13 protein-coding genes are annotated in these 23,126 nt (G+C 52.8%); 3 read left to right on the top strand and 10 right to left on the bottom strand.

All coding sequences use genetic code 11. The features are described from left to right. Positions 1-7 precede the first annotated feature (7 nt). The 7 genes from O2597_RS03140 to O2597_RS03110 all read right to left on the bottom strand — a co-directional run bounded on the left by O2597_RS03140 (position 8) and on the right by O2597_RS03110 (position 16,055). Positions 8-2,020, bottom strand: a complete 2,013-nt coding sequence (locus O2597_RS03140) for a glucosidase family protein (RefSeq protein ID WP_269522732.1) — start codon at positions 2,018-2,020, stop codon at positions 8-10. A gap of 66 nt (positions 2,021-2,086) precedes the next feature. After that, on the bottom strand, positions 2,087-4,060 hold the full coding sequence (locus O2597_RS03135) for a beta-glucosidase family protein (RefSeq protein WP_269522731.1): 1,974 nt from the start codon (positions 4,058-4,060) through the stop codon (positions 2,087-2,089). Positions 4,061-4,193: 133 nt separating this feature from the next. Further along, positions 4,194-4,886, bottom strand: coding sequence for an SGNH/GDSL hydrolase family protein (locus tag O2597_RS03130; RefSeq protein WP_269522730.1), 693 nt, complete (start codon positions 4,884-4,886; stop codon positions 4,194-4,196). Beyond that, on the bottom strand, positions 4,849-7,083 hold the full coding sequence (locus tag O2597_RS03125) for a hypothetical protein (protein WP_269522729.1): 2,235 nt from the start codon (positions 7,081-7,083) through the stop codon (positions 4,849-4,851). The genes O2597_RS03130 and O2597_RS03125 overlap by 38 nt, the downstream gene beginning before the upstream one ends. A gap of 74 nt (positions 7,084-7,157) precedes the next feature. Beyond that, complete coding sequence (locus O2597_RS03120; RefSeq protein WP_269522728.1) at positions 7,158-11,141, bottom strand: beta-galactosidase; 3,984 nt, start codon at positions 11,139-11,141, stop codon at positions 7,158-7,160. A 64-nt stretch (positions 11,142-11,205) separates the two neighbouring features. Further along, positions 11,206-12,555, bottom strand: coding sequence for an acetylxylan esterase (locus O2597_RS03115; RefSeq protein ID WP_269522727.1), 1,350 nt, complete (start codon positions 12,553-12,555; stop codon positions 11,206-11,208). Positions 12,556-13,028: 473 nt separating this feature from the next. Beyond that, complete coding sequence (locus O2597_RS03110; protein WP_269522726.1) at positions 13,029-16,055, bottom strand: glycosyl hydrolase family 28-related protein; 3,027 nt, start codon at positions 16,053-16,055, stop codon at positions 13,029-13,031. Positions 16,056-16,320: 265 nt separating this feature from the next. On the opposite strand from O2597_RS03110, the gene O2597_RS03105 reads away from it, so the two are divergent. Together O2597_RS03105 and O2597_RS03100 are read left to right on the top strand one after the other, a co-directional pair. Continuing rightward, positions 16,321-17,646 (top strand): alpha/beta hydrolase, encoded by a 1,326-nt coding sequence (locus O2597_RS03105; RefSeq protein WP_269522725.1) that lies wholly within the window; start codon positions 16,321-16,323, stop codon positions 17,644-17,646. A 41-nt stretch (positions 17,647-17,687) separates the two neighbouring features. Then, positions 17,688-19,019 (top strand): alpha/beta hydrolase, encoded by a 1,332-nt coding sequence (locus O2597_RS03100; protein WP_269522724.1) that lies wholly within the window; start codon positions 17,688-17,690, stop codon positions 19,017-19,019. 45 nt (positions 19,020-19,064) lie between these two features. Here O2597_RS03100 and O2597_RS03095 read toward each other — a convergent pair whose 3' ends face one another. Both O2597_RS03095 and O2597_RS03090 read right to left on the bottom strand, forming a co-directional pair. Beyond that, the gene (locus O2597_RS03095; protein ID WP_269522723.1) at positions 19,065-20,096 is read right to left on the bottom strand and encodes a Gfo/Idh/MocA family protein; all 1,032 of its coding nucleotides are present in this window, start codon (positions 20,094-20,096) and stop codon (positions 19,065-19,067) included. A gap of 28 nt (positions 20,097-20,124) precedes the next feature. Beyond that, positions 20,125-21,171, bottom strand: a complete 1,047-nt coding sequence (locus O2597_RS03090; protein WP_269522722.1) for a zinc-binding dehydrogenase — start codon at positions 21,169-21,171, stop codon at positions 20,125-20,127. A 123-nt stretch (positions 21,172-21,294) separates the two neighbouring features. On the opposite strand from O2597_RS03090, the gene O2597_RS03085 reads away from it, so the two are divergent. Further along, positions 21,295-22,062: an AraC family transcriptional regulator gene (locus tag O2597_RS03085; protein WP_269522721.1), complete on the top strand. Its 768-nt coding sequence runs from the start codon at positions 21,295-21,297 to the stop codon at positions 22,060-22,062. A 20-nt stretch (positions 22,063-22,082) separates the two neighbouring features. On the opposite strand, the gene O2597_RS03080 is transcribed toward O2597_RS03085, so the two are convergent. After that, the gene (locus O2597_RS03080) at positions 22,083-23,123 is read right to left on the bottom strand and encodes a substrate-binding domain-containing protein (RefSeq protein ID WP_269522720.1); all 1,041 of its coding nucleotides are present in this window, start codon (positions 23,121-23,123) and stop codon (positions 22,083-22,085) included. Positions 23,124-23,126 lie beyond the last annotated feature (3 nt).

Raw genomic sequence — 23,126 nt, 5'->3', positions numbered from 1 at the left:
GATTTCTTTATTTTTGTGGGCTAACGGACAGACGGATTACATTCGTCTCATGTAATTGCTCCCAAGTCACCCAAAGTTCATTCAGTGTTTCTCCATTGAGGCAAATAGAAGATCCATTCTCATCGGAGACACGCTCGATATCGATTCGCTTACCTCGCAGCACCAGATTTCGAACTTGGAAGGATTTCTCACATGGCAGTGGGTTCAAACGAAATCCATCCGCGAAAACCTTAAGTCCAAGGTTCAACTCGATGGCATCGCAGAACCAGCCCTTGGCCGCAAAGGCTTGCTTACCGCCGGGATTATCTGTGGCAGGATCCGCATTGACAGTCTCGTGCGTCAAACCTTCCGGATAGGTATGCTCCCGCCAGAAATAACTGACGATTCGCTCAAATTCATCACTCGCCTCACAACACCCGACCCGGTTCATAATATTCCAATAATAGCGATCCACCGAGGGATAATAAGCACCCAGCTGATTGCCGTCGGCCATAAAGCCCGGCATCGACGGGGGGAACATGTAGAGCCCCTGCTCAAAACGGAAATGCTTGCGGAGAAAATGGGCGATTTGATCAACGGATTCGGCCTTCGGTTCACTTCCGTGAGGTGAGACATAAAGCTGCCCGTAGAGCGGATAATATTGACGCGGCGTCAAATCATCCTCGGAGACCGAATCGATCCAGTAACCTTGCGCACCATCCCAGAGGACGTTCTCCATATCAGCTCGCACCGCGGCACACTCCTCGCCATAGTCCCCGCAAAGCTGGTCGAGCCCCTCAAGCGCCTGAAGGTAGAGCGAGTTATTGATGATACTAAGGTCATCACCGGTTTGCTCCAATTCCTGAGGATGATCGGGATAGAATCCCAAGCCGACACTCAGGCAGTTATGCCGGGACTTGACCTGCCCCGCCTGAGCCACAATCTCGCGGGCAAAAGGCAGATGCCGCTCCAAGGTCGCCTCATCGCCCGTCGCCGCATAATAATTGCAAAGCATCACCGTATACAGGCACTGCGCACTCGGAGCCATGGCCAAACGAAAGCTAAAATCACTGTTCATGGCATGCGCCACGCCCAATTCGGGATCGGCATATTCGCGATAAAAATCCAACATATTGCGGACGACCTCGGTCTGCCCGCTCCAGAGATAGGCCTCGGCATGCACCATACTGTCCCAGCCCCAGACCCAATAACTCTGTGATGCCTTGATCGCCCCAGGACAGTCGCCAACCGCCAGATTCGAGATCATCGGCACACAATTGCTCAAAGCGGAATCGACCACCGGATCTCCCGTATCAAAGCGTAATCCGTCCGACAAATCACTACGGTATTCCTCGATTTTTCGATCCATTCGCTCCGAACAGTGCTCCAATGGGGCAGCCGTATTGAAGGCTAAATAGAAAACCGTCACATCGGAAACTGCTGTCGTTTCCAAATAATTTTTGAACCCTTCACGGCACTGATGACTGCGTAAAGGTTGACTTGCTCCGATCAACAGTTCGGTTTCCTTTGGTTGACCATCATCTTCATCCGTGATCACGGATCGCAAACGACCGACCTCATCCAAACTCCATCCGGTAAAGCTTCGCCCGGGCTTTTTAACCCAAAGGTGCCCATGTATGAGTAATCGTGCGCGAACAGAACAGCTCCCAGGATTACTTAGCACCCACACTCGCTGCATAAGAACATCCCGATCCAAAACCAGCTCATGGCGCAAATGCACTGTCCCCAAGACGCATTCCGCACTGAAACCGAATGGGAAGTGCTGAACCTCATTGAACTCGGGAAAATAGACCGCATCATCAATGATAATCTGCAAACGGGCCAATTTATTGAATCCGGAGATTGCCGAGGCCTCGAGCATTTCACCCTTTTTAATATCCTGGGCACCGTTGTAACGCACGGAAGTAAGTCCCCCGTGACTGGCAACCGCAGCCGAAATACGCCCCGAGACATAATGATTGATAGCCAGTCCAAACCCCTTCTTGGAAACCGGAGTTAAATCCTTATATTCTGTTAACATAAACTGTGCAGTTTGTTTTAAGAAATCCAGGCGATGCAGAGACACCAGACAGATCTTGCGTTAGAGTTATTTAGGTAAGTCAAAGCGTTCCCGCAGGTGGATTTTCTGATAATCACTCCCCAAACATAAGTGAAATTCGGAATTGCTCGGTCGTTGGAAACAGCCTTCCGAATCGAAAATGTGAAAATCATCCTGATCGAAATAGATACGCGCGCGGCAACTGGCACCTGCCGCAATATAGACTTTAACAAAGCCCTTCAGAACCCGCATGGGTTGCCTGGGGCTTGGCTTTAGTGGCTCGACATAGAGCTGCACCACTTCCGCACCATCCATTGGCCCCACATTCCGAATCTCAAGCGAAACTTCCCAGGTCCTCGCATCGACCGCCTTCACCTGCAGATCGCTGTATTCAAACTGGGTATAGGACAAACCATGCCCGAACCAGTAGCGTGGCTCGATGCCCTGCTGCGCATACCAGCGATAACCAACAAAACTGCCTTCTTTATAATTCACACGATGCGGCCATTCACCGGTAAAGTGAGGCGGCTTAGCCTGCCCCGGCAACTGCACGTTGTTACGCCCATCACTGACATGGAGACCTTCCGGCACGTAGTCGGGATCCGGTGAATCGGCAAAATCGACCTCCATCGTGTAAGGAAGTCGGCCCGAGGGACAAGCATCCCCCCAGATCAGATCAGCCAAAGCCTCCGCTCCACGCTGACCACAAAAGCTGGCCTGGAAAATCGCCGCGGTTTGATCATGCCAGTTCATGCGAACGGCACCCCCCGTGCAAAGCACCACAATCACTCGTTGGTTTAAATCGACCAAGTTTTGGATCTGTTTCTCCACCTTCTCCGGCAATTCAAAGGGGCGGTCTTCCCCCTCGCCTTCGTAATCATAGCCGACACAAACGATGACCGTTTCCGCCGAAGTAATTTCATCATCCGAGGGATGTAAGCGATACCGCACCTGAGCATCTCCCGCTTTCCGGGCAAAGGCATCAATAAACGGCAGAGGATTGTAACCTTCCACCCGCCCCGAGCCCTTGCCAGCCAACGGCGACACGCTCGCAAAATTCCCCGTGACTAGAACTTTCCCAGCCCCATCTTTTTTAAGCGGCAAGGTCGAATTTTCATTACGCAAGAGCACGATCCCTTCGAGAGCTGTTTGATAGGCGGTCTGCTCGTGCGCAGGCAAGCGCTCCACCAGCTCCGGAACGGACTGGTCGCGATCATAAAAGCCCATCATCAACGAGGTGCGTAGGATGCTCATCGCCATACGATCAATCTGCTCCGAACCAAGCAGTGCTTCCTTCGACTCTTTCAGTTTCGCCCCCATCGGCATTTCCAGATCCTGACCGCTATGGGCGATCTTTTGCCCGTCCGTCACGGAATTCCAATCAGACATGACCAAGTGCTCGAAGCCCAGACGTTCACGTAACAGCTCGGTGATCACATGATAACTCTCACCGCAATACTCGCCGTTAATCTGGTTGTATCCGGTCATCACCGACAGCACGCCGGCCTCCACACCTGCCTTGAAAGCCGGCAAGTAAATCTCGTTGAGGGCCCGATCACCGATTCGCGAGTCGGAGTGCTTCCGGGTAAACTCCACATTGTTACAGGCGAAATGCTTCAAAGTCGCCATCACCCCCTCATTCTGCACCGCAGTGACATAAATACGAGTGAACTCCGAAGTCAGATACGGGTCCTCCCCCATGTATTCGAAATTCCGCCCACACTGGGAGAGGCGATAGATATTGATCCCCGGCGCGAGCAGCACATGGATGCCTCCGGCGCGACACTCCTCGCCGAGCGCCTGAGCGTAGTCGCGGGCCAATTGACGGTTCCAGGTCGCCGCCAGTTGTTGGGTGCACGGGAAAGAGACTGTCTGGGTCAAAGGTCCCGTATCGCAGCCCGGGCGCAGATTCACCCCTTGACCGCCGTCATACATGATGACTTCAGGAATGCCTAAACGCTCATTACCTCGAATGCAAAAGCCGATTCCGCAAACCAGATCGAAGCGCTCTTCGGCGGACATCTGCTTGAGAAGCTCTCTAGCCCGTGTCTGCGCCACATCCTTTGAAACCTCCGGTTCAAACGTACACAAACCTGCTTGTGTGTAGGTAAATTCTATCTTTGTACACTTTTGAGACATAGGAATCCTTTAAAAACTAGCTTTCCGCCAATTGATCCATCACCTGCTGGATCAAGATAGCCTCGGCCCAATGGGCGAGATGAGGTCGAAGCTCCCAACCGAAGCGACGCGCAATATCGAGCCCCATGACACAATTGCCGCGAGTATTGACATGGAAGGCATCATCCATCAAGGGCTCATAGAGCTCAGGACGTTGTAGACGGAGCGGCTCCCAACGCGTCAGATGATCGATCAGACTGGCTCCGGTTGCTTCAGCAACTTTACGCACCACGTCCATATTACGATAGAAGTTCTGGTAGCGTAGACTGCCGTCACTCATGACCGCATAGTAGGTCTGAAAGATAACATGTGTGCCCATGGCATCAAAACGCCGCCAGAGCTCCGTCAAATTCGTCTCAAACACCTCTAGCGTCAGTCCTTCCTCCGGCTTGCAGTCGTTGCCACCGATGGTAATGAAAACGGCATGCGGCTTATAATAGGCCGCATCGCTTTCGAAGCGTCCCAACAGATCCCGCGTCGTGTGCCCTCCGATACCGGTATTGATACAATGCGCCTTAGCGCCGTAACGCTGATGCAGGGCCAGTTCGAAACAATCGAACCAGTGCATACCCGGCAGGCGGCGTTCGGTGTTGGAGGATCCGAACGCGAGAATACGCGTCCGCTCGTCTGATTCAATGTGTTGTTTTAAGGCTTCGATCTTTGAGTTCATGTCTATCAGCGATTGAATGCTTCGACGATGCAGAACGGGTCAAAAGAACGGAGACTTCCCCGACCTTTGAGCCATCCCAGAGCCCATCCCGTACAGACAGACGGGATTCCGGGTCGGTCTGATCCTGGATATCGAATGCATCTTGAGATGAAACTTTCGAGATCCATGGTAATTCGACAATCGACCCCTTAGGCAAATGCTCGAAGCAACATTTGATTTCGATTTGACCGCGATTCTGCGCTGCCAAAAAGACAAACTCACAGCTATGACAACCAAAGGATAAAGTCGTCTCCACTAAACCATCTCCAAGGTACTTTGCTTGGGCCGTCACATAGCTGCGACCGACATCCACGCCAGTCTCCTCAAGTCCTCCCACCCGGAAACCGACCAACGGCAAGGGACTGCCCAGCAGGTCGGCCGCATTGCCGATCTGGATTGACACAAGGTTCCCCTTGATCGGGTCCACTATCAACTTGAGATCTCCCGAAACGATTTCATAGGCACCATCTACGCTGCCACTAGCACGGAGCGGAGCAGCCTCGCCCGTGTTCCAGTAAGCTCGGTCAGCATGGAGCACTTCTTGTAGACGCTGCATTGAATCACGGGAATTGACACCAAACTGAAAGCGATCTTCAGCATCCGGATCCGGTGCTTCCAATGAATCATATCTGCCGGCATAGGCTTCAACCAGAGGGGATAATGCACTCAAATGTCTTTGAGCAAGTTCTAGATACACAGGTTCGCCGGTGTTGTGATAAGCCAACCAGGCAAAGAACGATGCCATGTATTCTCGTCGAACCGTGGTCTCATCGACAGCGCGAGTCAGGCTGAAATGAAAGGCTTCATAATCCTCTGTCTTAAAATCGGCCTGGGCATCTTCCAGGATTCTCAACGCCCGAGTATAAATCGCGATCGCGTCATCCTTCTCAGCAATAATGCGGTCGATAAAGTGACGATCCGGTTCCAATTCACGACATTGGTTCGCATAGTCCAATGGTGAAAAACTCCACCGCAGGATGTGGTCGGCACGAAGCGAAATAAGGTGACGTTTTGGAGGTAAAGGCGCCCCACTCGGGGTCCGGCACCCCTTTGTGCCGAGTTCATAGTAGGCTTTACAACCCGCTTCGTAAAGATCCTTGTAGATTGCCACTGCAGCAGAAGACGCCGCCACACCAAAACGCTCTCTGGCAAAATCCTCGAAGAGGGTCTTCACAGGAAGCCCAGGCTCGTTCAGCAAGCGGCAGAAAGCATAAACATTGATTTCAGTAAAGTTATCCAAGCAGCTCCAGGTATGAATCGTCCGGTGCTGCGACATATGCCAGTCGACTCGAGCCACTGCACCACGACACCCCATCTCGCGGGCCCTCAACAAGCGCATCTTAATATCCTCCACCATGGGAAAGGGCGTCCGCCCGACAGCATTATACTCCATCGGCAGCGAAAACTCGATGTAGGTCGGTTGTTGCTGCGCCATCGGCCCGAGCACACTGTTCAAGGGATAGCTGGCTTGGTAGTCCGGTTCGACTGACTTGGCCATCAGCGTAGTCGCTTCTCCTAATTCACGCGCGGCTTTCAGGTAATGCCACATGTAGGTGCTTTCATCGTAGATGAGCGGCACCCCTTCGTCACCAACTCCATGGTTACGGAAAACGACTTCCCTTCCTAACTCGTCGCAGACATCCCGAACAGTTCGAAACATTTTTTCAAAACGCTGCCAGAGCGGGAGCTCGCCACCGACACCATTGGCCGTAATCCATTCCCCTGCCTTTTGCTCGCCGGTGCAAGAAAGGAAGAGACCTTTCGTTTTGGGAAAAAGCTCGAACAGCTGCCGCGTGTTCCAACGCAGTAGTTCCCACAATTCAGGGTTTTCGAAGTCGATCCAATCGACGCCATACTTTTCGACAAAGCCCTCCGGCAAACGGAGCTCACGCCGCCAAAGATAGAAATCAAGCCCGTGCAAACTGACCCGTTCAGAAGCTTCACGGATCGTCTTCTGATAGTCCTCCATGAAGACCCGGGCAGCAGCATCGACCGGTGGCACACCCCACTCGCTGTGATCCACGAACTGGTAGCTGTTCCATTCGGCCCCCATGTAAGCGATGGCGCGGACCTTGAAGCGCTTTGCATAGAGACAGACACGCTCTACATTTTCAGGTGTGAGACTGTTGACTTCGAGACAAGTGAAGGAAAAGGACATGGATTTCTAGATTAAATGAAACATGGGGGGACGCCCCGTACGAGTGCTCTCAATACCATAAGACGAACCGACACCTATTTCCCGTGGGCCACAGGCTCTTCAATCCGCAGCTGAACCGACTTCACTTCACCATGGGTCGGACCATTCATGGAAACTGCCTCGATACGGTTGCTTTCGCCAAAACGAATCCAAGGCGTGATGTCCAATTCGATCTCATAGCCGATTTGGTGATGAAAGCGTCGCAACCATTGGCCGTTGATCATAATGCCCATGAGCGAACCGGTCCGCTGCATTGAGAAGAGCACACGCTTCCCGTCAAAGGCAAGCGGCACCTCCACTTCACGCCAAAGGCTCATACCCGCATATTTGCCGGGAAGCTTGATCATTTTGTCCAGGGCCATGGTATCAGGACTCAACTCCCACTCCCCCGAAAGATCAATCGTGTCCAATGGAGCCGGGTTGTAACGGATCCAAACCGAACCACGAATTCCCGCCACCTTGCTATCGCTCTTTATCTCGACAGCCAGCGTATGCCTGCTTCCGGGCTTGAGTGAGCCAAAAGGATTGGCCGCCGCAATGCCATTCGATGTCCAGTCCTGGAACAGTTTCCCGTCCAGCCACAGGCGGGCATCCCCAACGAAGGTCGACTGATACCAGGCATGCGCCCACAACTCGATCTCACCGTTCACCCAATCTTCCGGGACGGTGAAGGTCTTGCGCAAGAGCGCATGCTTAACGGATTCATAGCCAGGCTGAAGACTCCAGACATCGAATTTCTTACGCGTCCATGAAGCATCATCAAACCCAGGCTGAACCATCGGCTCGACCGAAACTCCCTCATCCAGTGGGAGGAAAGCCCAGTCGTCCTGAAGGTCGACGATATTGAATTTCAGTTGTCCCAAATCCTGGTAGTTGGTATCGGAAATTTCCACGGTCGAACGCCACCAGCTTCGCTGCAGTTCGAACCATTTCAGCGCCGCGGTTGGTAGCTGATGACGAGGAGTCAAAAAGACCTGCGTCTCGTAAGGTGCCAACTCCAGTTCAATCCGACCATCAACGAGGGCAACCTGCTGCCCATCCACGACCCGATAGGCCGAGTCAGCGCCCACACTCTTGATCCGAAGGCTCCCTTCAATGGTATCGGAATCACTCGGATTCCATACCGTCCAAACGTCATATAATCCGTTATTCGTTTCATAGTGACGTGCACGCACCAGTTCATTTTTCGGTTCCCAGGCCACATCGACTTGCGGCACCTTCTGCCATTCCAGAATTTGCGAATAGAGCGCACGTGTCGCACGCACTTTGGGGTCCTCCACATTGGTTCGATGGTCCAAACGGTCATTGTATTTTGTCGTCACAAACTTCGCGCCCAGCTGAATAATCCAGCCCTTTCCTAATGGGCGCATACCAACTGCGATACTGCCGTCTTCCCAGAGCAACAAGGGCACCACATCTTCAGCCACGGGCTCAAGAGTCAGTCCGTTGCCATTCGCGTAAGTCCAATCACCACTGTAAACATCTTGCCCCTCTGCAGGGTGCACCTTACGCGAGGTCAGAGCATGCCCACGCTGCTCATCCAATTGGTCGATATACGTCACCTTGAATCCGGTCAGTCGTGAAATCGGCCAAGTGTCCGGCTCCGTCGGGCTATGACGCCCCGTCTGGGGGCCAGTCACATACACGCCCCCCTCGAGCACGTAGCGCTCGATGTCCTCCAGCATGGACTCATCCATGATCGAGGTGTTCGAATCCAGAATCACTTTATATTTCTTCGCATCGCCCGCATCAAAAGAGGATTCGGAAAGCCCGTCCCCGGCATAGAGCCCACGAAGATAGGAGAGCGGGTTCCACATCCAGTAGCCGGATTTTAAGTTCTTATTGTAATCCTTCGGCCATGGGTAACTCGTATAGGCATTATTTCGTGAAGAGATAAAGGCAGCCACATCGGTTTTCACTCCGTGGTATTTACCAAACAACTTGAAGAGCTTGAGCTTCGTCTCAAAGAATTCTCGGATATCATCCGGCCACATGATACTGCCGATATGGATGAAGTAATCGACCCCCTGTAAGCCCTCGGAGGTATAGAGCCCCAAATGCTTCTTAAAGCCTTCCAGATCCTTTGCGGGCCCTCCGGGCTCCAGACTGAAGGGCAAGCCAGCACCCCGCATCATCGACGGTAAGTAATCCGCATAAAAGGCACCCATGTAACCCGTATTATGAAAATTCCCCCCATAGTCGCGGGCCAAATCCACAATCGAACTGGCATAGCCATCCGGCGCCATCAGGGTGATCGGTCGATTCGGTGCGACCTGACGAATCATATCCATCGAGCGTCGCGCCGTTTCAACACGCGACCATTCATTCCAATCGACAAAGTCGACCCAGAGTGCGTTCTGCCCTTTCCCAAGATTCGGATAGTAGCTGGGTGCAGCCGGCGATAAATAGATACGATAGGCAATCATCGCCTTCGGAAGGCGTAAGCTCAGTTGGTTTTCCCCGGCACGAATCGCATCGCTCACCTCCAATGCCATCCAGTGCGGACGCGGGTGCACTAAGGTATCCTCACCAACAAACTCCCCATTCAAATAAGCTTTCGCCAAGTCGCCCGCACCACGATTCAAATCCCAGACATAGAGCCACACTTGTTTTTTATCCGCTAACCAATTCGCGGGGACATCGATCGTCTGACGAATGACAGCTGGCCGTTGCTGGATAAACAAAATATCGTCGGTAGCCGGCGCCTCAAACTCCAACCATGAGGAATCATCAAAGTCCTCAGCAAACCACGCCTTCGGGGCACCGAGGGTTTTAACAACCTTGGAATAGATCCGCGTGTTGTCCCCATAGCCTAAACGGACACCTTCGGGCAAGGGCTCGTAATTGACCTTCCAGGTACCGGCGAGGTCGAGTGCATCGTCACCCCACCCCAAAAAGGAAGCCACCTCCGGCACGTGCACTTCCTCGAATGAACCGTAATGAGTCCCCCATCGATCATTTACAGAGTCGATGTCACCATACTTCTCTCCCAAGTATTGACGGAAGCCGGCATCCGCAGCAGGACCGAACTCAACAAAAATATCCTGTTCCCCGTGTCGAAGTTCTCCATGAGGCTCGAGAATCGTGGTCACATTCGGATCGTTCGCGATGTAGTCCTTGATGACGTTTTGTAGCAATCCGAGCTGCACATCATTGAAGTCAAAGGCATTCCATGAAGTGAACCCTTGCTTCCCCAAATAGTTATCCGCTGGCTTTTTAAAGCTACCGCTGTAGTGCGGCATGGGCATCTGCGTGCTTTCCCGGTAAGGGTTGAATAGCCAGCCATTCCCGCGCCCGCCGACCATGATATTGACGCCAACCGGAAGCCGCTTTTCACGGGCCGCGTCACGCGCATATTGAATATATGCGCTATTGGTCAGACCTTCTGCCGTATCGATCGGATTCAAGCTCTCCCAGAAAACAAAGCCATTGCGTTCATTTTTTTCAGCGAACGCAAACTCTTTGGCATAATCGTATTCCTGAGGATCCGAATCATTCGGCAAGGCCCATGCACGGTAGTAGTGCCGGAAGCCAAACTTGTCCCAGCGGTTCAGCCACATGGGCACCTCAGCTTGCGCGACCGAATTCCAATTCGCTACTTTGCCGGCCATGCCATCAATATTCGATGCAAGCGCTTCCTTCGTATCGGAACTGAAAATCCAAACCTCGCTCCCCTTTTGTAAGGCAGCGATATAACCTTGCCCGTCGACTTGATAGGCCGTCACATCCGTAGAGCCCACTGCCAAGGTCGAACTCGACACTCCCGGCAAGACCTGTAAATCGGACAAGTATTTACTCTGGGTCAATTGAGCGTGCTCGACGCTATCCGCAGTAATTTTAAAGACCGAGCCGTAAAGGTTGGTCTCCTGTTGTCCGGCGACTTCGCCGTAGCCTCGAAGTTCTTTCGACTCAAGCCGAGCTTCAATGTGTGAGTCGAGTTCAGGAGTGCATCCAGTAAGAAAAGGCAGCAGGCCGACAGCGGCACAGCCAAAGAAAGTGACAAACGGGCGTTGTATCATAAGTGGGTATTATTTTGAGGTAAGAAAATCAGGAGTTATTAATTCAGCGAAAGTGACATTGCGCTTATTCGGACAATTGATGATCCAACCAACGCCAGGCGAGACGGTCGAATTCGGGCGTCCAGTCATGCCCCAGCCCCGGAAGCGGGATCATGGTTTTATCTTTAGATCCCAATCGCTCATAGACTGCCCAGACTCCCGACACATAGGATACCGGGTCAATCAATCCACCATTCATGAACACCGGACATTCGATCTCGGGCGCAAAATTGACCGGATCAAAATACGGCAAGCAGCGTCCCTCCGGTGTATCCTGCAAAACAGGAGGCCCATCTCTGTCCATTCCGTCACGAGCACCACTGTAAGCGAGCTTTCGATCATTCGCGGACTCATACCACTTCAAATAAGCGACATCACCACTGTGCGGGATGGCCGGAACCGCAGCCACTACCCGCTTATCCAGCGCGGCAGCCACCAGTGACAAGCGCCCGCCTTGGCTTCCCCCCACGACAACGATGCGACTCGTGTCCACATCAGGACGTGAAGCGAGATAGTTAATCGCCTGCACGACATTTAAATAAACATCATAAAAATAGTAATCCTCCACCGGCTCATAAATCCGTTCATCATAGTAGCCGGGCAAACGCGGATATTCCTCCAGATCAACATCCTGGCCGTGAATCTGAATATCCAAAGCGAGATAACCATGCCGCGCATGCTCGAGCGGTCGCGGGCGGGCGTCAAAACCCGCACCGGGCAGTACCAACATAGCAGGAAAAGGCCCCTCACCTTCCGGCTTGGCCAGCCAGCCGTGAATCCGCTTTCCGCCGATGCCATCGAAAGTCAGCTTACGGGATTCAACCGTTTCGGCACGGTGCCCTTCAGGATCGTAATCCCCTGGCAGAGCTGCCTCCTCTAAATTGTAGCGGTCGATCTCGTCGCCTTCAAAAACCTGCACCTCACCAAGCTGCGGATTCAAGGGCACTTGCTTCAAAGCCTCCAATCCACGTTTCCAAAACTCCATAAAGTCATCAGGACGCGTATCCGTAATCGGCATGCGATCCACCGCATAGCCGAAAGTGCAGATACCGGGAATGCGCTCCTCCTTGCCCGAATCCAAGCTCACGTGAATATCATAAAATCCGGGCTTGAGCGCCCCTGTCGGAATACGAATGACAAAGCGGTTCCCCGGAATTGCTTCGGCACGCCCTTGCTGAAATGAACTGCGGAAGCGGTTACGGCAGAGGTCCCAATCCAAGGATACCGCTCGCAGACCAGCCCGACACTGAAAAACGATTTCCTCAGTATCTGCCGGGAAGAGCAAATCATCACTCTGCGCTGACCAAAAGACCAGACGACTATCATGTGGACGTGAAGGCGTATCCCCGTAAGGACGGGCGAGATTGGATTCCATAGCAATCGATGGGGTTAGAAGGCAAAATGAAAGGAGCGCTAAAAGCTGAATTGAGAGGTATTTCATAGTGATATGACGCAGAAAGTCGGTTCAAAGACTATCGCCCTGAAAATCGTGTGCGGACGGAGTAAGATGACAGTGAGACCTTAGAGTGTGATACAGAACTGCGATTAGCATACGAACGCATACTGAATTCAACTCTTTAGTGTCTTTACTAGCAAATGGTCAACTTGAATTTATAAAAAAGCCCCGGAGTTTGATGTGCGGGGTTCATCTGCAGCCAACTCCGGGGCCTACTAGCAGAAATCTAAAGCGATTAACCCCGGCGACACAGCATCACACTTGTAACAGATATGATTGGGTAAGCACACGGGACAGTCGGGACTTGCATTTTAGCTTCAGCAAGCTGTTTCGACCTTCGACTCCCCACACCCCCCTGAGTTTAGTCATGTTGCTCTTGAGCACTGCAGAGGCTAAAGAATCGGATCCCCTATAAAAAATTCGACATTGTCAAAATGTATACTGGTTGAATCCCCCGCTTTCACCTGGTTAACGAGGAAGAAGCTATAGGCGGAGCTCTGAGGGGCTCCAAAACTATTCAAGCTCAACTGGGCCGTGCTGCCCGGACCGGAAGCCGTCCACTCAGTCAGGTAAAGTATTGCCGTCGCCGCACCCGCCGAAGGCGCATCCAGCACAATTTCAACATGATACCAGGTGTCCAGGGAAAGTGCTTGTGTGGTCATTCCAGAGGCCGACACGGAAGCACTGCTTCCATTGCTGACGAAGTGCAGCGAAGCACCGGCCGAACTCCCGGCAAAACTTCGCAGCCAAACATCGTTATCCTGCGCAGAACCATTCAAACGAAAGTCAAATTTGAGTACTGCGGCATCCTCCGCACTGAGCCCCAGTGGCCCGTAATATTGAGAGAGCGACAGGCGTGTTCCCGTCAGTGTCGTGGTATCCGTGAAAAGGATGCTTTTCTCCCCGGCGGCAAATGGCGAGCCCTCATCATCCACAGTAACATTGCGGGCAGAGCCTGCCCCCAGAGCCGCGCCACCGACATTCCAGTTTTCCGGCTCATACCCCAGTGCTGTCGTTGGGTTCGGATTCACTTCGTCGAGTTCCACAGAGTCATTCAGGAGGAAATTCCCGACACCATGCCGAAGCACCAGATCATACCAGGCAAGTTCGCGGAAGTGATCAAAGCCCTCGGCAGTCGACTGCTCCCAACCGCTCGGCAACACATCGGCGGGATAGCTGTAGGCACCTGATGCATCTTTATAGATATTGCCGATCTGTATCAGACTGCCCCCCGTTCCCATCGAAAATACTGGCGTCGTATAGGTCCATGAGCAGTCCGCCAAAATGAGATCCAAAGGATTCGTCCCGGTCTGGGTGATCGGATGTTGAATCGTGGCCCCTGAAAATGCCTGCCCGGTGTAAAATAAAGTACCCTCGTAATTATCGGCATTCACCACTTCCTTTGAATAGCAATGCTGTTTGATCCCGGAAAACGATACACGGCCAGGCCCGGTTCCGGATCCTCGGGAGAGTTGAACATGATTGTAAGCCTGCTCGACATACCAGTCCCCGAAGATCAGATCCTGATTATCATCCACACTGACATCCCAGCCGGATGGATCCACGAGATTGCCAGCTTGACTGGCGATCACCCCCAAGAAGCCGGTCTTGGCATAATTGCTACCACTGACCCGCACTTGGCCCCCGAGACCATACTTCGACAAAATAGTGGCTCGACCGGAATCGCGAACATCCAAGGCGGTCTCCTGATGCCCGAAATAGATCAACGCACTGGAGGGAAGGTCTTTCAGAACCGTGCCGGGTAAGGTGCCATCACTCGCGGGAGCGGCGCCGGGATTATTATATGGAAAGAGTTTGTTATAGACGCCGTCGATGACGAGGTTCGTCGTATCCGAACCGGAAACTTCAATGGCGACCGTCGTCATATCCGCAGGCACGGCCGGGCTCGCATTCGCATCCCCACTCGTTTGCATGAGATTGAACTGCCTCAGCTCGATATCCTGAGGCGAAACCAGTTCCAGAATGGAATCGCCGGCGGTGCCATACCACAACAAACGGCTGAGCCATCCGCTCCCCTCAATCGTGTAATTCCCCCCAGTCAGACTTAAGCTTGAATCAATGCGATAATAGCCCCTGGGTATGTAGACGATCGTGCCATTATTCGCAGCAATTGCATCATCGATCGCATCTTGAATCGCCGCACTTGAGTCCACGGTCTTATCGTTCTTCGCTGCATTGTAGGGCGGTTGTGTAATATCCAGGATATTAGCACTGTCAGCCGGCCAGGTGTCCTTCAAGAATTCAACCTCGCTCGAAGGCAGATTGCTCCCGCGCGCGCCCAGTGGCAATTCCACGACTTGGCAGTTGACTGGTGTATCGGTCAGCGTGCTGATTTCTGCGCAGTAGTTTCCCCCAACGGTTAAGCGACTGGGGTTATAACTGTTGCTCATTTTAATCGGAGCATTTGTGCTGGGAGGATTGGTAAAGACACAATCCGTAACCTGCATAGGGCCTTGCGCGGAAAAATTGACCGCATAGCTAGTGTTCGTCCATGCATCGATATGACAGTCTTCAATAATTTGACTGCCGCTGGCGGAACCGAAAATAACCTTAAAGAAATGGTTGGAGCCCACCGAGACACAACGGCGAACCCGCTGAGCGATCCCGGCTGATGTACTGATATCCACGACCGAGGAATTCTCAAAACGGCAGTCAAAAATGACGCTCTTGCCTTTTCCCCCATATATACCCGTCCCACAATCTTCGAAATGGCACCCTTCAATGATCCATTGATAGTTATTGTAGGCATCGCTGCCGACAATAATACCGGTCTCACAGTTCTTAAAACGACAATTCCAAATCATCGTTTCAGCAGTCGGATCATCTCCATTGCTCCCACCGCCTCCAAAACCACGAATCCCGGCAGTTGTGAAGTTATAGAAGGCTTCATTCTCATGGCGGGTCCGGCTCTCGTACCTCAGCGTGGGATGATGATCAATCCCATAGGCAGCACGGTTACTGTGTGTGGCAGTACCATCCGGACTACCCTGCCAAACAATCCCGATGAAGCGCGTGCGGGTCGCTCCTAGAGTATGCAGCATCGTCCCACCGGCAGCGCCATCCCATTGGATGACAGTATCACGGCCATCCCCAATTAACATCATACCATAGCCACTCCATTCCAGAGTATCTGTAATTCGGTAGTTACCCGCAGGCAGGTACAAAACTGATAGATGCCCCGTCCACGCGGCATTTTTCACATCATCCAAGGCTGCCTGAATCGCAGCCGTGTCATCAGTCACACCGTCACCGACCCCTCCATAGTTCGGATCCGTCGCATCAATCCAGTCGGAGCGCAGATTCCAACTCATCGGTGCAAGATCAGTCGCCGAAAACAAGTAAGAGACAGAACACAGGAACAGGAGTCCCAAGACATAGGGGGTATGCTTTTTCATCATTATTCGAAGTGGGGTTCGGGGTATTCGACACCCAAGCGATGTCGGTTCGAGCAGATTGTTAATTGAGTGCTTAAAGAAACTTTGAACGCAGACAAACAACTCCAAATGGAGGCATTTTGGGACGCCCATACAATTAACATCCTCCACCAACTCTTTAGTGTCTTTGGTAATGGAATGTCAAACTTATTGTCAAGGCACAAGGATAAGTCTTTAATGTCTTTACAAATGCTTGCATTGTCCAAGCAATTACCTTGAAGATACCGGCATGCCTCAAAGAAGAACATATTTCGCGGCGCTGTGCGTCACCTTCTTACTCGCGATCACACAAGCATATGGCCTGAATCCGACTCACACAGGGATCAACTATCGTCCCGGCGACCTGGAACTACCGGCCGACGACATTCGGCGCACTCAATGCCAGTTGGACCTCTTCGTCCCGGATGACAATGCTGGCTTCGCGACCATTATCTGGCTTCATGGTGGTGGCCTCGTCGGGGGCACACCTTGTTTTTCTCCTATTTGGGACAAACAATTTGCCCAAGTCGCCGTGACCTATCGCTTGACCGGTCAGGCACCAATTCCGGCATGCATTGAAGATGCGGCCGCAGCCACAGCCTGGGTTTTGGACAACATTGAACAGTATGGTGGCGATCCCAAACGAGTCTATGTGAGTGGCCACTCCGCAGGCGGCTACCTGGCAGCAATGATCGGGATGGACTCAAAATGGCTCGCCGAGTATGGACACACACCCAATGACCTTGCGGGTGTCATCCCGGTGAGTGGACAAGTCAGCACCCACTTCAATGTCAAAAAGCTTCTCGGAGACAAAGGCCATCAATATCGGGTGGTGGTGGATGAATACGCTCCGTTACACTATGCCAAGGCTGACCTGCCACCGATCTGCCTGATCGCAGGCGATCCTGCCATCGAATTCAAAAGCCGGGTGGAAGAGAATGCGCTTCTTGCAGTCAGCCTCAAAAACATAGGACATCCTTTTATCGAATTTCACCAGTGCCCCGGCCGTGACCACGGCACCGTGCAGACTGATGCCAGAACCATCATCCCAAACTTTATCGATCGGGTTGAAGCTTGGAAAGCCGAAGGCAGTCTCACCCCAGCCACAAAGCTAACCGGCAATAAGGAAATGGCCGACGTTCTTGAAGCCTACCGCCGCTATATGATTCGTCTGGATGAGGTAAGCACGAATCTGGGCGCATCCAAGAAATACGAAACAATACTAACAGACAAATTGAACGAGCCATTCTCAATCGAAGGACTTCCCTTTGTTGTGCAGAGCATTTCCACCAACCAAGATGGGCAAACTGTCCTCAATATCGTCGCCGCCATCTACAGCGGCACGCATTACGGGATACGCATGCTTCACATTCAAGCTATCGTTCAAAACGAAGCAGCCGCCCAGGAGATCAAAGCCAGCGAGTTGATCCAGAGTTGGAAGCTCTATGGTGAAAGCACCGGCGAATGGACGAGTTCCAAACTGGGAGACATCACCATGACCGTCAAAGTCACCAAAATCGAGAAGAACGCCATGCCCGTCACCTTCCCGATGTGGGCCGGACCGGAATTACGCTAGACTCAAAGCGACCCGCACACTTCTAAAACTTCACGATGAGCATGATAATAAAGCCACAATACTCCTTAGGCCTTCTCATCTGGACGGCTCTAATCCTATGCACCGCACAGGTGCATGGACTGACTCCCACACAAACAGGAATCAACTACCGCCCAAGCGATCTGGAGTTGCCGGCTGACGACATCCGGCGCACACAGTGCCAACTCGACCTTTATGTGCCTGAAGGCGACCCCGGCTTTGCCACCATCATCTGGTTTCATGGCGGAGGACTTGCCGGCGGCACCCCCTGCTTCTCTCCGGTCAAAGATAAACGCTTCGCCCAAGTCGCAGTGACCTATCGACTCACCGGCCAAGCTCCCATTCCCGCGTGCCACCAGGACGCGGCAGCAGCGACCGCATGGGTGCTCGATCACATTGAAGAATACGGCGGCGATCCGAACCGAGTCTATGTGAGTGGGCACTCCGCAGGTGGCTACTTGGCTGCCATGATCGGCATGGATCCTAAATGGCTCGCAGAATATGAACACACACTCAATGAACTCGCGGGTGTCATCCCTGTCAGCGGGCAAGTCAGCACTCACTTCAACGTGAAGAAGCTCCTCGGTGATACCGGCCCACAATACCGGCCAGTGGTCGATGAATACGCACCGTTACATTATGTCGCCAAAGATTTGCCCCCGATCTGCCTAATCGTCGGCGATCCCGACATCGAATTTAAATGCCGGGTAGAGGAAAATGCCCTTATGGCAATTAGCCTGGAAAATACCGGACACGCCTTCACCGAATATCATCAGCAACCAGGCCGCGATCACGGCACCGTGCAGCGGGATGCAACCTGGATCATTCCCGGCTTCATCGAACGAGTCGAAGCTTGGAAGGCCGAAGGCAGCCCAAAACCAAGCGACCAGTTCGCTGGCAAAAAAGAAATGGCGGATCTTCTGAAAGCCTACCGGCACTACATGATCCGCCTCGATGAAGTCAGCACGAATCTGGATGCAGCAGAGTACTACGAGACAAAGCTAACCGAGCAACTAAACACTCCATTCACCCTCGAAGGACTCCCCTTCGTCGTGCAAAGTGTTTCCACGAACGAAGAAGGACAGAGCGTGCTTGAGATCGTTGCAGCGATTTACAGCGGCACGCATTACGGAATCCGCATGCTCCACATCAAAGGCATCGTTCAGTCCGAAGATGCCGCCAAGGCAATCAAAGCCAGCAAAACAATCCAAAGCTGGAAGCTCTACGGGCAAAGCACCGGCGAGTGGACCACATCCAAGATCGGTGACATCACGATGACTGTTAAGGTGGACAAGATCGAAAAGAACGCCACACCCGTCACCTTCCCGATGTGGACAGGCCCGGAGCTACGATAGATCTCCAATCCGCCACAGTCCAACCGCTGCAGCAATCCCACAACATCAGTTAAGACCGAGTTCTTCAACCTGCAGTCGCCGCCCACATTGCGCAGACTCATATACCCCGGCTATGATTTGCAAACCACGATAGGCTTCCCCAACATCGATACGAGTCGCCATCCCTTCGGTCATCGCACGATACACATCAGCTGCGGCACGCTTCATATAAAGCGCCCCATCCTCACTGTGATGGAAGTGCTCACTCGTCTCCGGACTTCGGATACTGGATTCTCCCGACAATCTGGCGCGAAAAACACTGCTCGCATCCTCCGCAGGCGATAGATGAAGCTCCGCAAAGCCCAAACTCCCGTTCAGACGAAGAATCGGGAAACGGCTAGGGTGATCGCCACCCGCCTCAATACAAATACGGGAGCCATCAGTCATATGCGCGGTGCCCAAGAGTTGCCGTTCCGTCCGAACCCCATGCCATTCACCCACATCCGACCAATCTACCGCACCAAAAACTGAACGCAGCTGAACCTCACGCCCCAAAGCATACAAGGCAGCATCCACTAAATGTGGACCAAAATCCAACAAGTTAGGCATAGGCTGAACAATATCAACGCCCAGAACTTGCCCCACTTTTGCACCAGCATCCCGGAACCACTCAAAGGGCAGACCGTAGCGACGCTGATGACTGACAAACAAACGCACCTTTTTCGCCTTTGCAACATCCATCATTCGTTTTGCCGTGGATAAATCGAGCGCCAATGGCTTCTCGATCCAGACAGCCTTGGCACAATTATCCAAAGCGGCCATCAACATCGCTTCACGGCTGGTCGCAAAGGCACAGATTACCACCAGATCCGGCTGAAGCTCCTCAAGCATTTTTCGGTAATCCTGATAACCGGCGCACGAAGGGAACTCGGCGATAAAATCGTTCACATTTTGTTGCTGTCGACTACAAGCGCCCACCAACTCGAAGCCTGGGGTCGCAGACTGCGCCCATCCGTGGCAATATGAAATCGAATGAGCGCCGCCTTTCCCCGCCGAAGAGGAGCCAAGTCCGATAATTGCAGATCGAATTGTCTTCATAGAAAATCTTTTGGTTGAAGTTTATTATTTATATCCAGCTAAAGGCAACGGACGACACCGCCTGCGTTTGCAGTTTCACATAGCCGTCAGCGGCTTCCGTATAAGGAAGAACGAGGTCTACATAATCTTTCCCAACAAAACGCCCGGAACGGATGGCCTCGACCACCTTCTGCCGATCCTCAACTCCACGGTCGCTCGGAGTCAGCACAGTCACACCCTCCCCCGAAAAAAAACTAAATGGGTTCATAGCAATATCCCGTAAATAGTTGGCCTGAACCACCAAGCGCGGCCAATCGCCCCCATAAAAACCGATCGGCTCGACCTTGTAGTCCGCCCCATAGGCCTGAGGCTTTTTACGAAGGAGTTTAAAAGCAGCCTCAATCCCCGGAGTCGTGCCCGACGACTCAACCACGATATCCGCACCACCATTCAACAGAAAACCCAAACGCTGCATCGCGTCATCATCCTTCATGTTGACAGCTTCGAAGACACCACGTTCACGAGCCTGAGCCAGACGAGCCTCGTTGACATCGCAAACAATCACACGACAACCACGCTCCATCAACCAAGCGGCAGAAAAGGAACCGATCATCCCCTGCCCGACCACAACAGCCGTCTCTTCAGGTGATGGACGGGCCGCCTCAACACCCCTGTGACTGATCGACGCAACTTCGGCTACGACATAATCAAGTGGATCGATATCTTTCGGCAAGAGAACTGGTCGATCTTCCCCCGAACAAGCATAGACATGTTGGCTAGCCTGCCCACCCCACATTGCATTGATACCGGGTAAGCGCTTCGGATTTCGCCCGCTGACCAGATCCCCAACTCGAAAGCCCTTGGCTTCAACGCCGACCTCCATCACCCGGGCAACAGCTGAATAGCCGGGAACCAGTGGAAAGTCCTCAGGCTTGGAATATTTACCGCCCAACACCCGAAGCTCTGTGCCAGGGGAGACGAAAGTATAAAGCGTTTCACACAGGATTTCTTCCGGAGCGAGCTCTGGCAGGCTGAGCGCTTGCACGGAGACTTGATTGATATCCGTAAAGACGATTGCATTGATCGAAGTCGACATAGGTATTCGCGGTTAAAAGAATTGGATATAGCTCATAAAACAGTGCCCATACTCTACATAAACTTCCCGCAACCGTGAATACACAGATTGGCTGAATCGTTTTGCACATTTCAAAGATTTTATATGGCCACAGTTTCCTGCATTTTCGCAGCCCTAATCCCAGTCTCCCCGAAAAACCCCTGCCCACTGCACGAGCATAGCTGCACAGAGCTGGTTTACTATACAAAGGGGCATGGCTTACTTGAGCTACAGGACAAGCAGTTCGCCTATAACCCCGGGGAACTTTCAGTCAGTCACGCCCGAATGCCGCACGCGGATACCCCCGCAGTTGACGGCGAGCAAATCTGCTTCGGCGTAACCGGCAGCATGGCCGAAACGCTTAAGGCAGGACTCTGGCAAAATATACCGGTTGAGATTGGGAAAGATCTGCTCCGCTTAAAATGTGAAATGGAGCACCCGACATCCCCACTCAAGCAAACCCGTATCGACCTGATCGCCGGCTGGATAATCGTAGAGTTACTTCGCATTCAAACCCCCGCGGCCAGTGCACCCCAAACTTCAACTCCGAAGCAAGTGCAGAGCACACGAGAAATTTTGGATACCCGCTATAACGAAACCATTAATTTTGAAAAACTCGCCGGAAGCCTTTACATCAGCCCCGACCACCTACGGCATTTATTCAAACAAAACGTGGGAGAATCCCCAATCCAATATCTCATTCGAAAGCGACTCGATGCCGCCCGTGAACTGCTCACATTCACCAACCAACCCGTCCACAAAATCGCCGAACAGGTCGGCTTGGAAAACCCCTATTATTTTTCCCGAATTTTCAAAAAACGGATTGGTTGCAGCCCTTCTGAATACCGCTCGAGGCATCAAGATAACAGCTAAGCGAGCCAATACGCAGTAAATCACTCGGCTGCACAGTCCCCACTACTTCCCCGCCAGACCAGATCGTAGCCAGCCTCAATACGCCGATCCCCTGTCCAAGTTGAAGACAAGAGGGATTCGACGGCGAGCTTGCCCGCGAGCTCGCCTCGCAGATTGACGGTGCTCAAGGCCGGATCCATCAAATCGCTGAAGTCGCGCCCACCAAAGCCGACAACGCTCAGATCCTGCGGCAACTGAAGCCCAGCATCCTTGGCCGCCCGAATCGCTTGCACTGCCAATACATTGTCAAAGCCGATAATCGCAGTGGGCCGATTGCGCTGCCCCATAATATCCTGCGCAATCTCGTAAGCGAGCGCGGCCTCGTAATTCGTGCAGTAATCCGGCCATGTCCTGAAATCGATCCCCGCCTCTTTCGCAGCACGCTCGATCCCCCGTTTCTTAAAACGGTCCGAGTGCTCAAAGTGGCCACTGAGCAAGGCAATGCGTCGATGCCCAAGTTCGATTAAGCCATTTGCCAACTCGTAGGCTGCCTCCTCGATGTGATCTACAATCGTCGCACCTTCCAAATCCGACTCCATCGCCATGCAATACGGAACCCTGCGTTGTCGTAAAACGAGCAAATCACTGTCAACCAACAAGCGCGGCAGCACAACGACTCCGGCAATGGAATTGCAAAATTCGACGGTCCATTCCCCGGGAGTCTGACTATTCACTAGAACAGACGCACCGGCTGCAGTCGCCGCCATCTGCATGCCCCGCAGCAGTTCTGCGTTGTGAAAGTGACTCACCTTCCAAGGCTCGCGGATCAGAAACACCACAGGTTTGGGGCGCGCCTCCTCCTTGGGACGCACAAAAGTTCCCTTGCCCTTGATCCTGTAGATCAGGTCATGCTGCTCCAGTTCGGCCAGCGCTTGACGAATGGTCCCCCGACTCACTCCGAGGCGTTGCTGCAGAGCACCTTCACTCGGAAGCGCCAGCCCATCGGCATACTTCGGCTTCTCGAGCTCACGACTCAGAGCTTCGATTACCTTCAACCGTTTCGATGGAATGCTATCTGCCATTTA

This window comes from Coraliomargarita parva, assembly GCF_027257905.1.
Classification (GTDB): domain Bacteria; phylum Verrucomicrobiota; class Verrucomicrobiia; order Opitutales; family Coraliomargaritaceae; genus Coraliomargarita_A; species Coraliomargarita_A parva.
The sequence above is the reverse complement of the archived record's forward strand: the minus strand, read 5'-3'. Positions and strand labels throughout refer to the sequence as shown.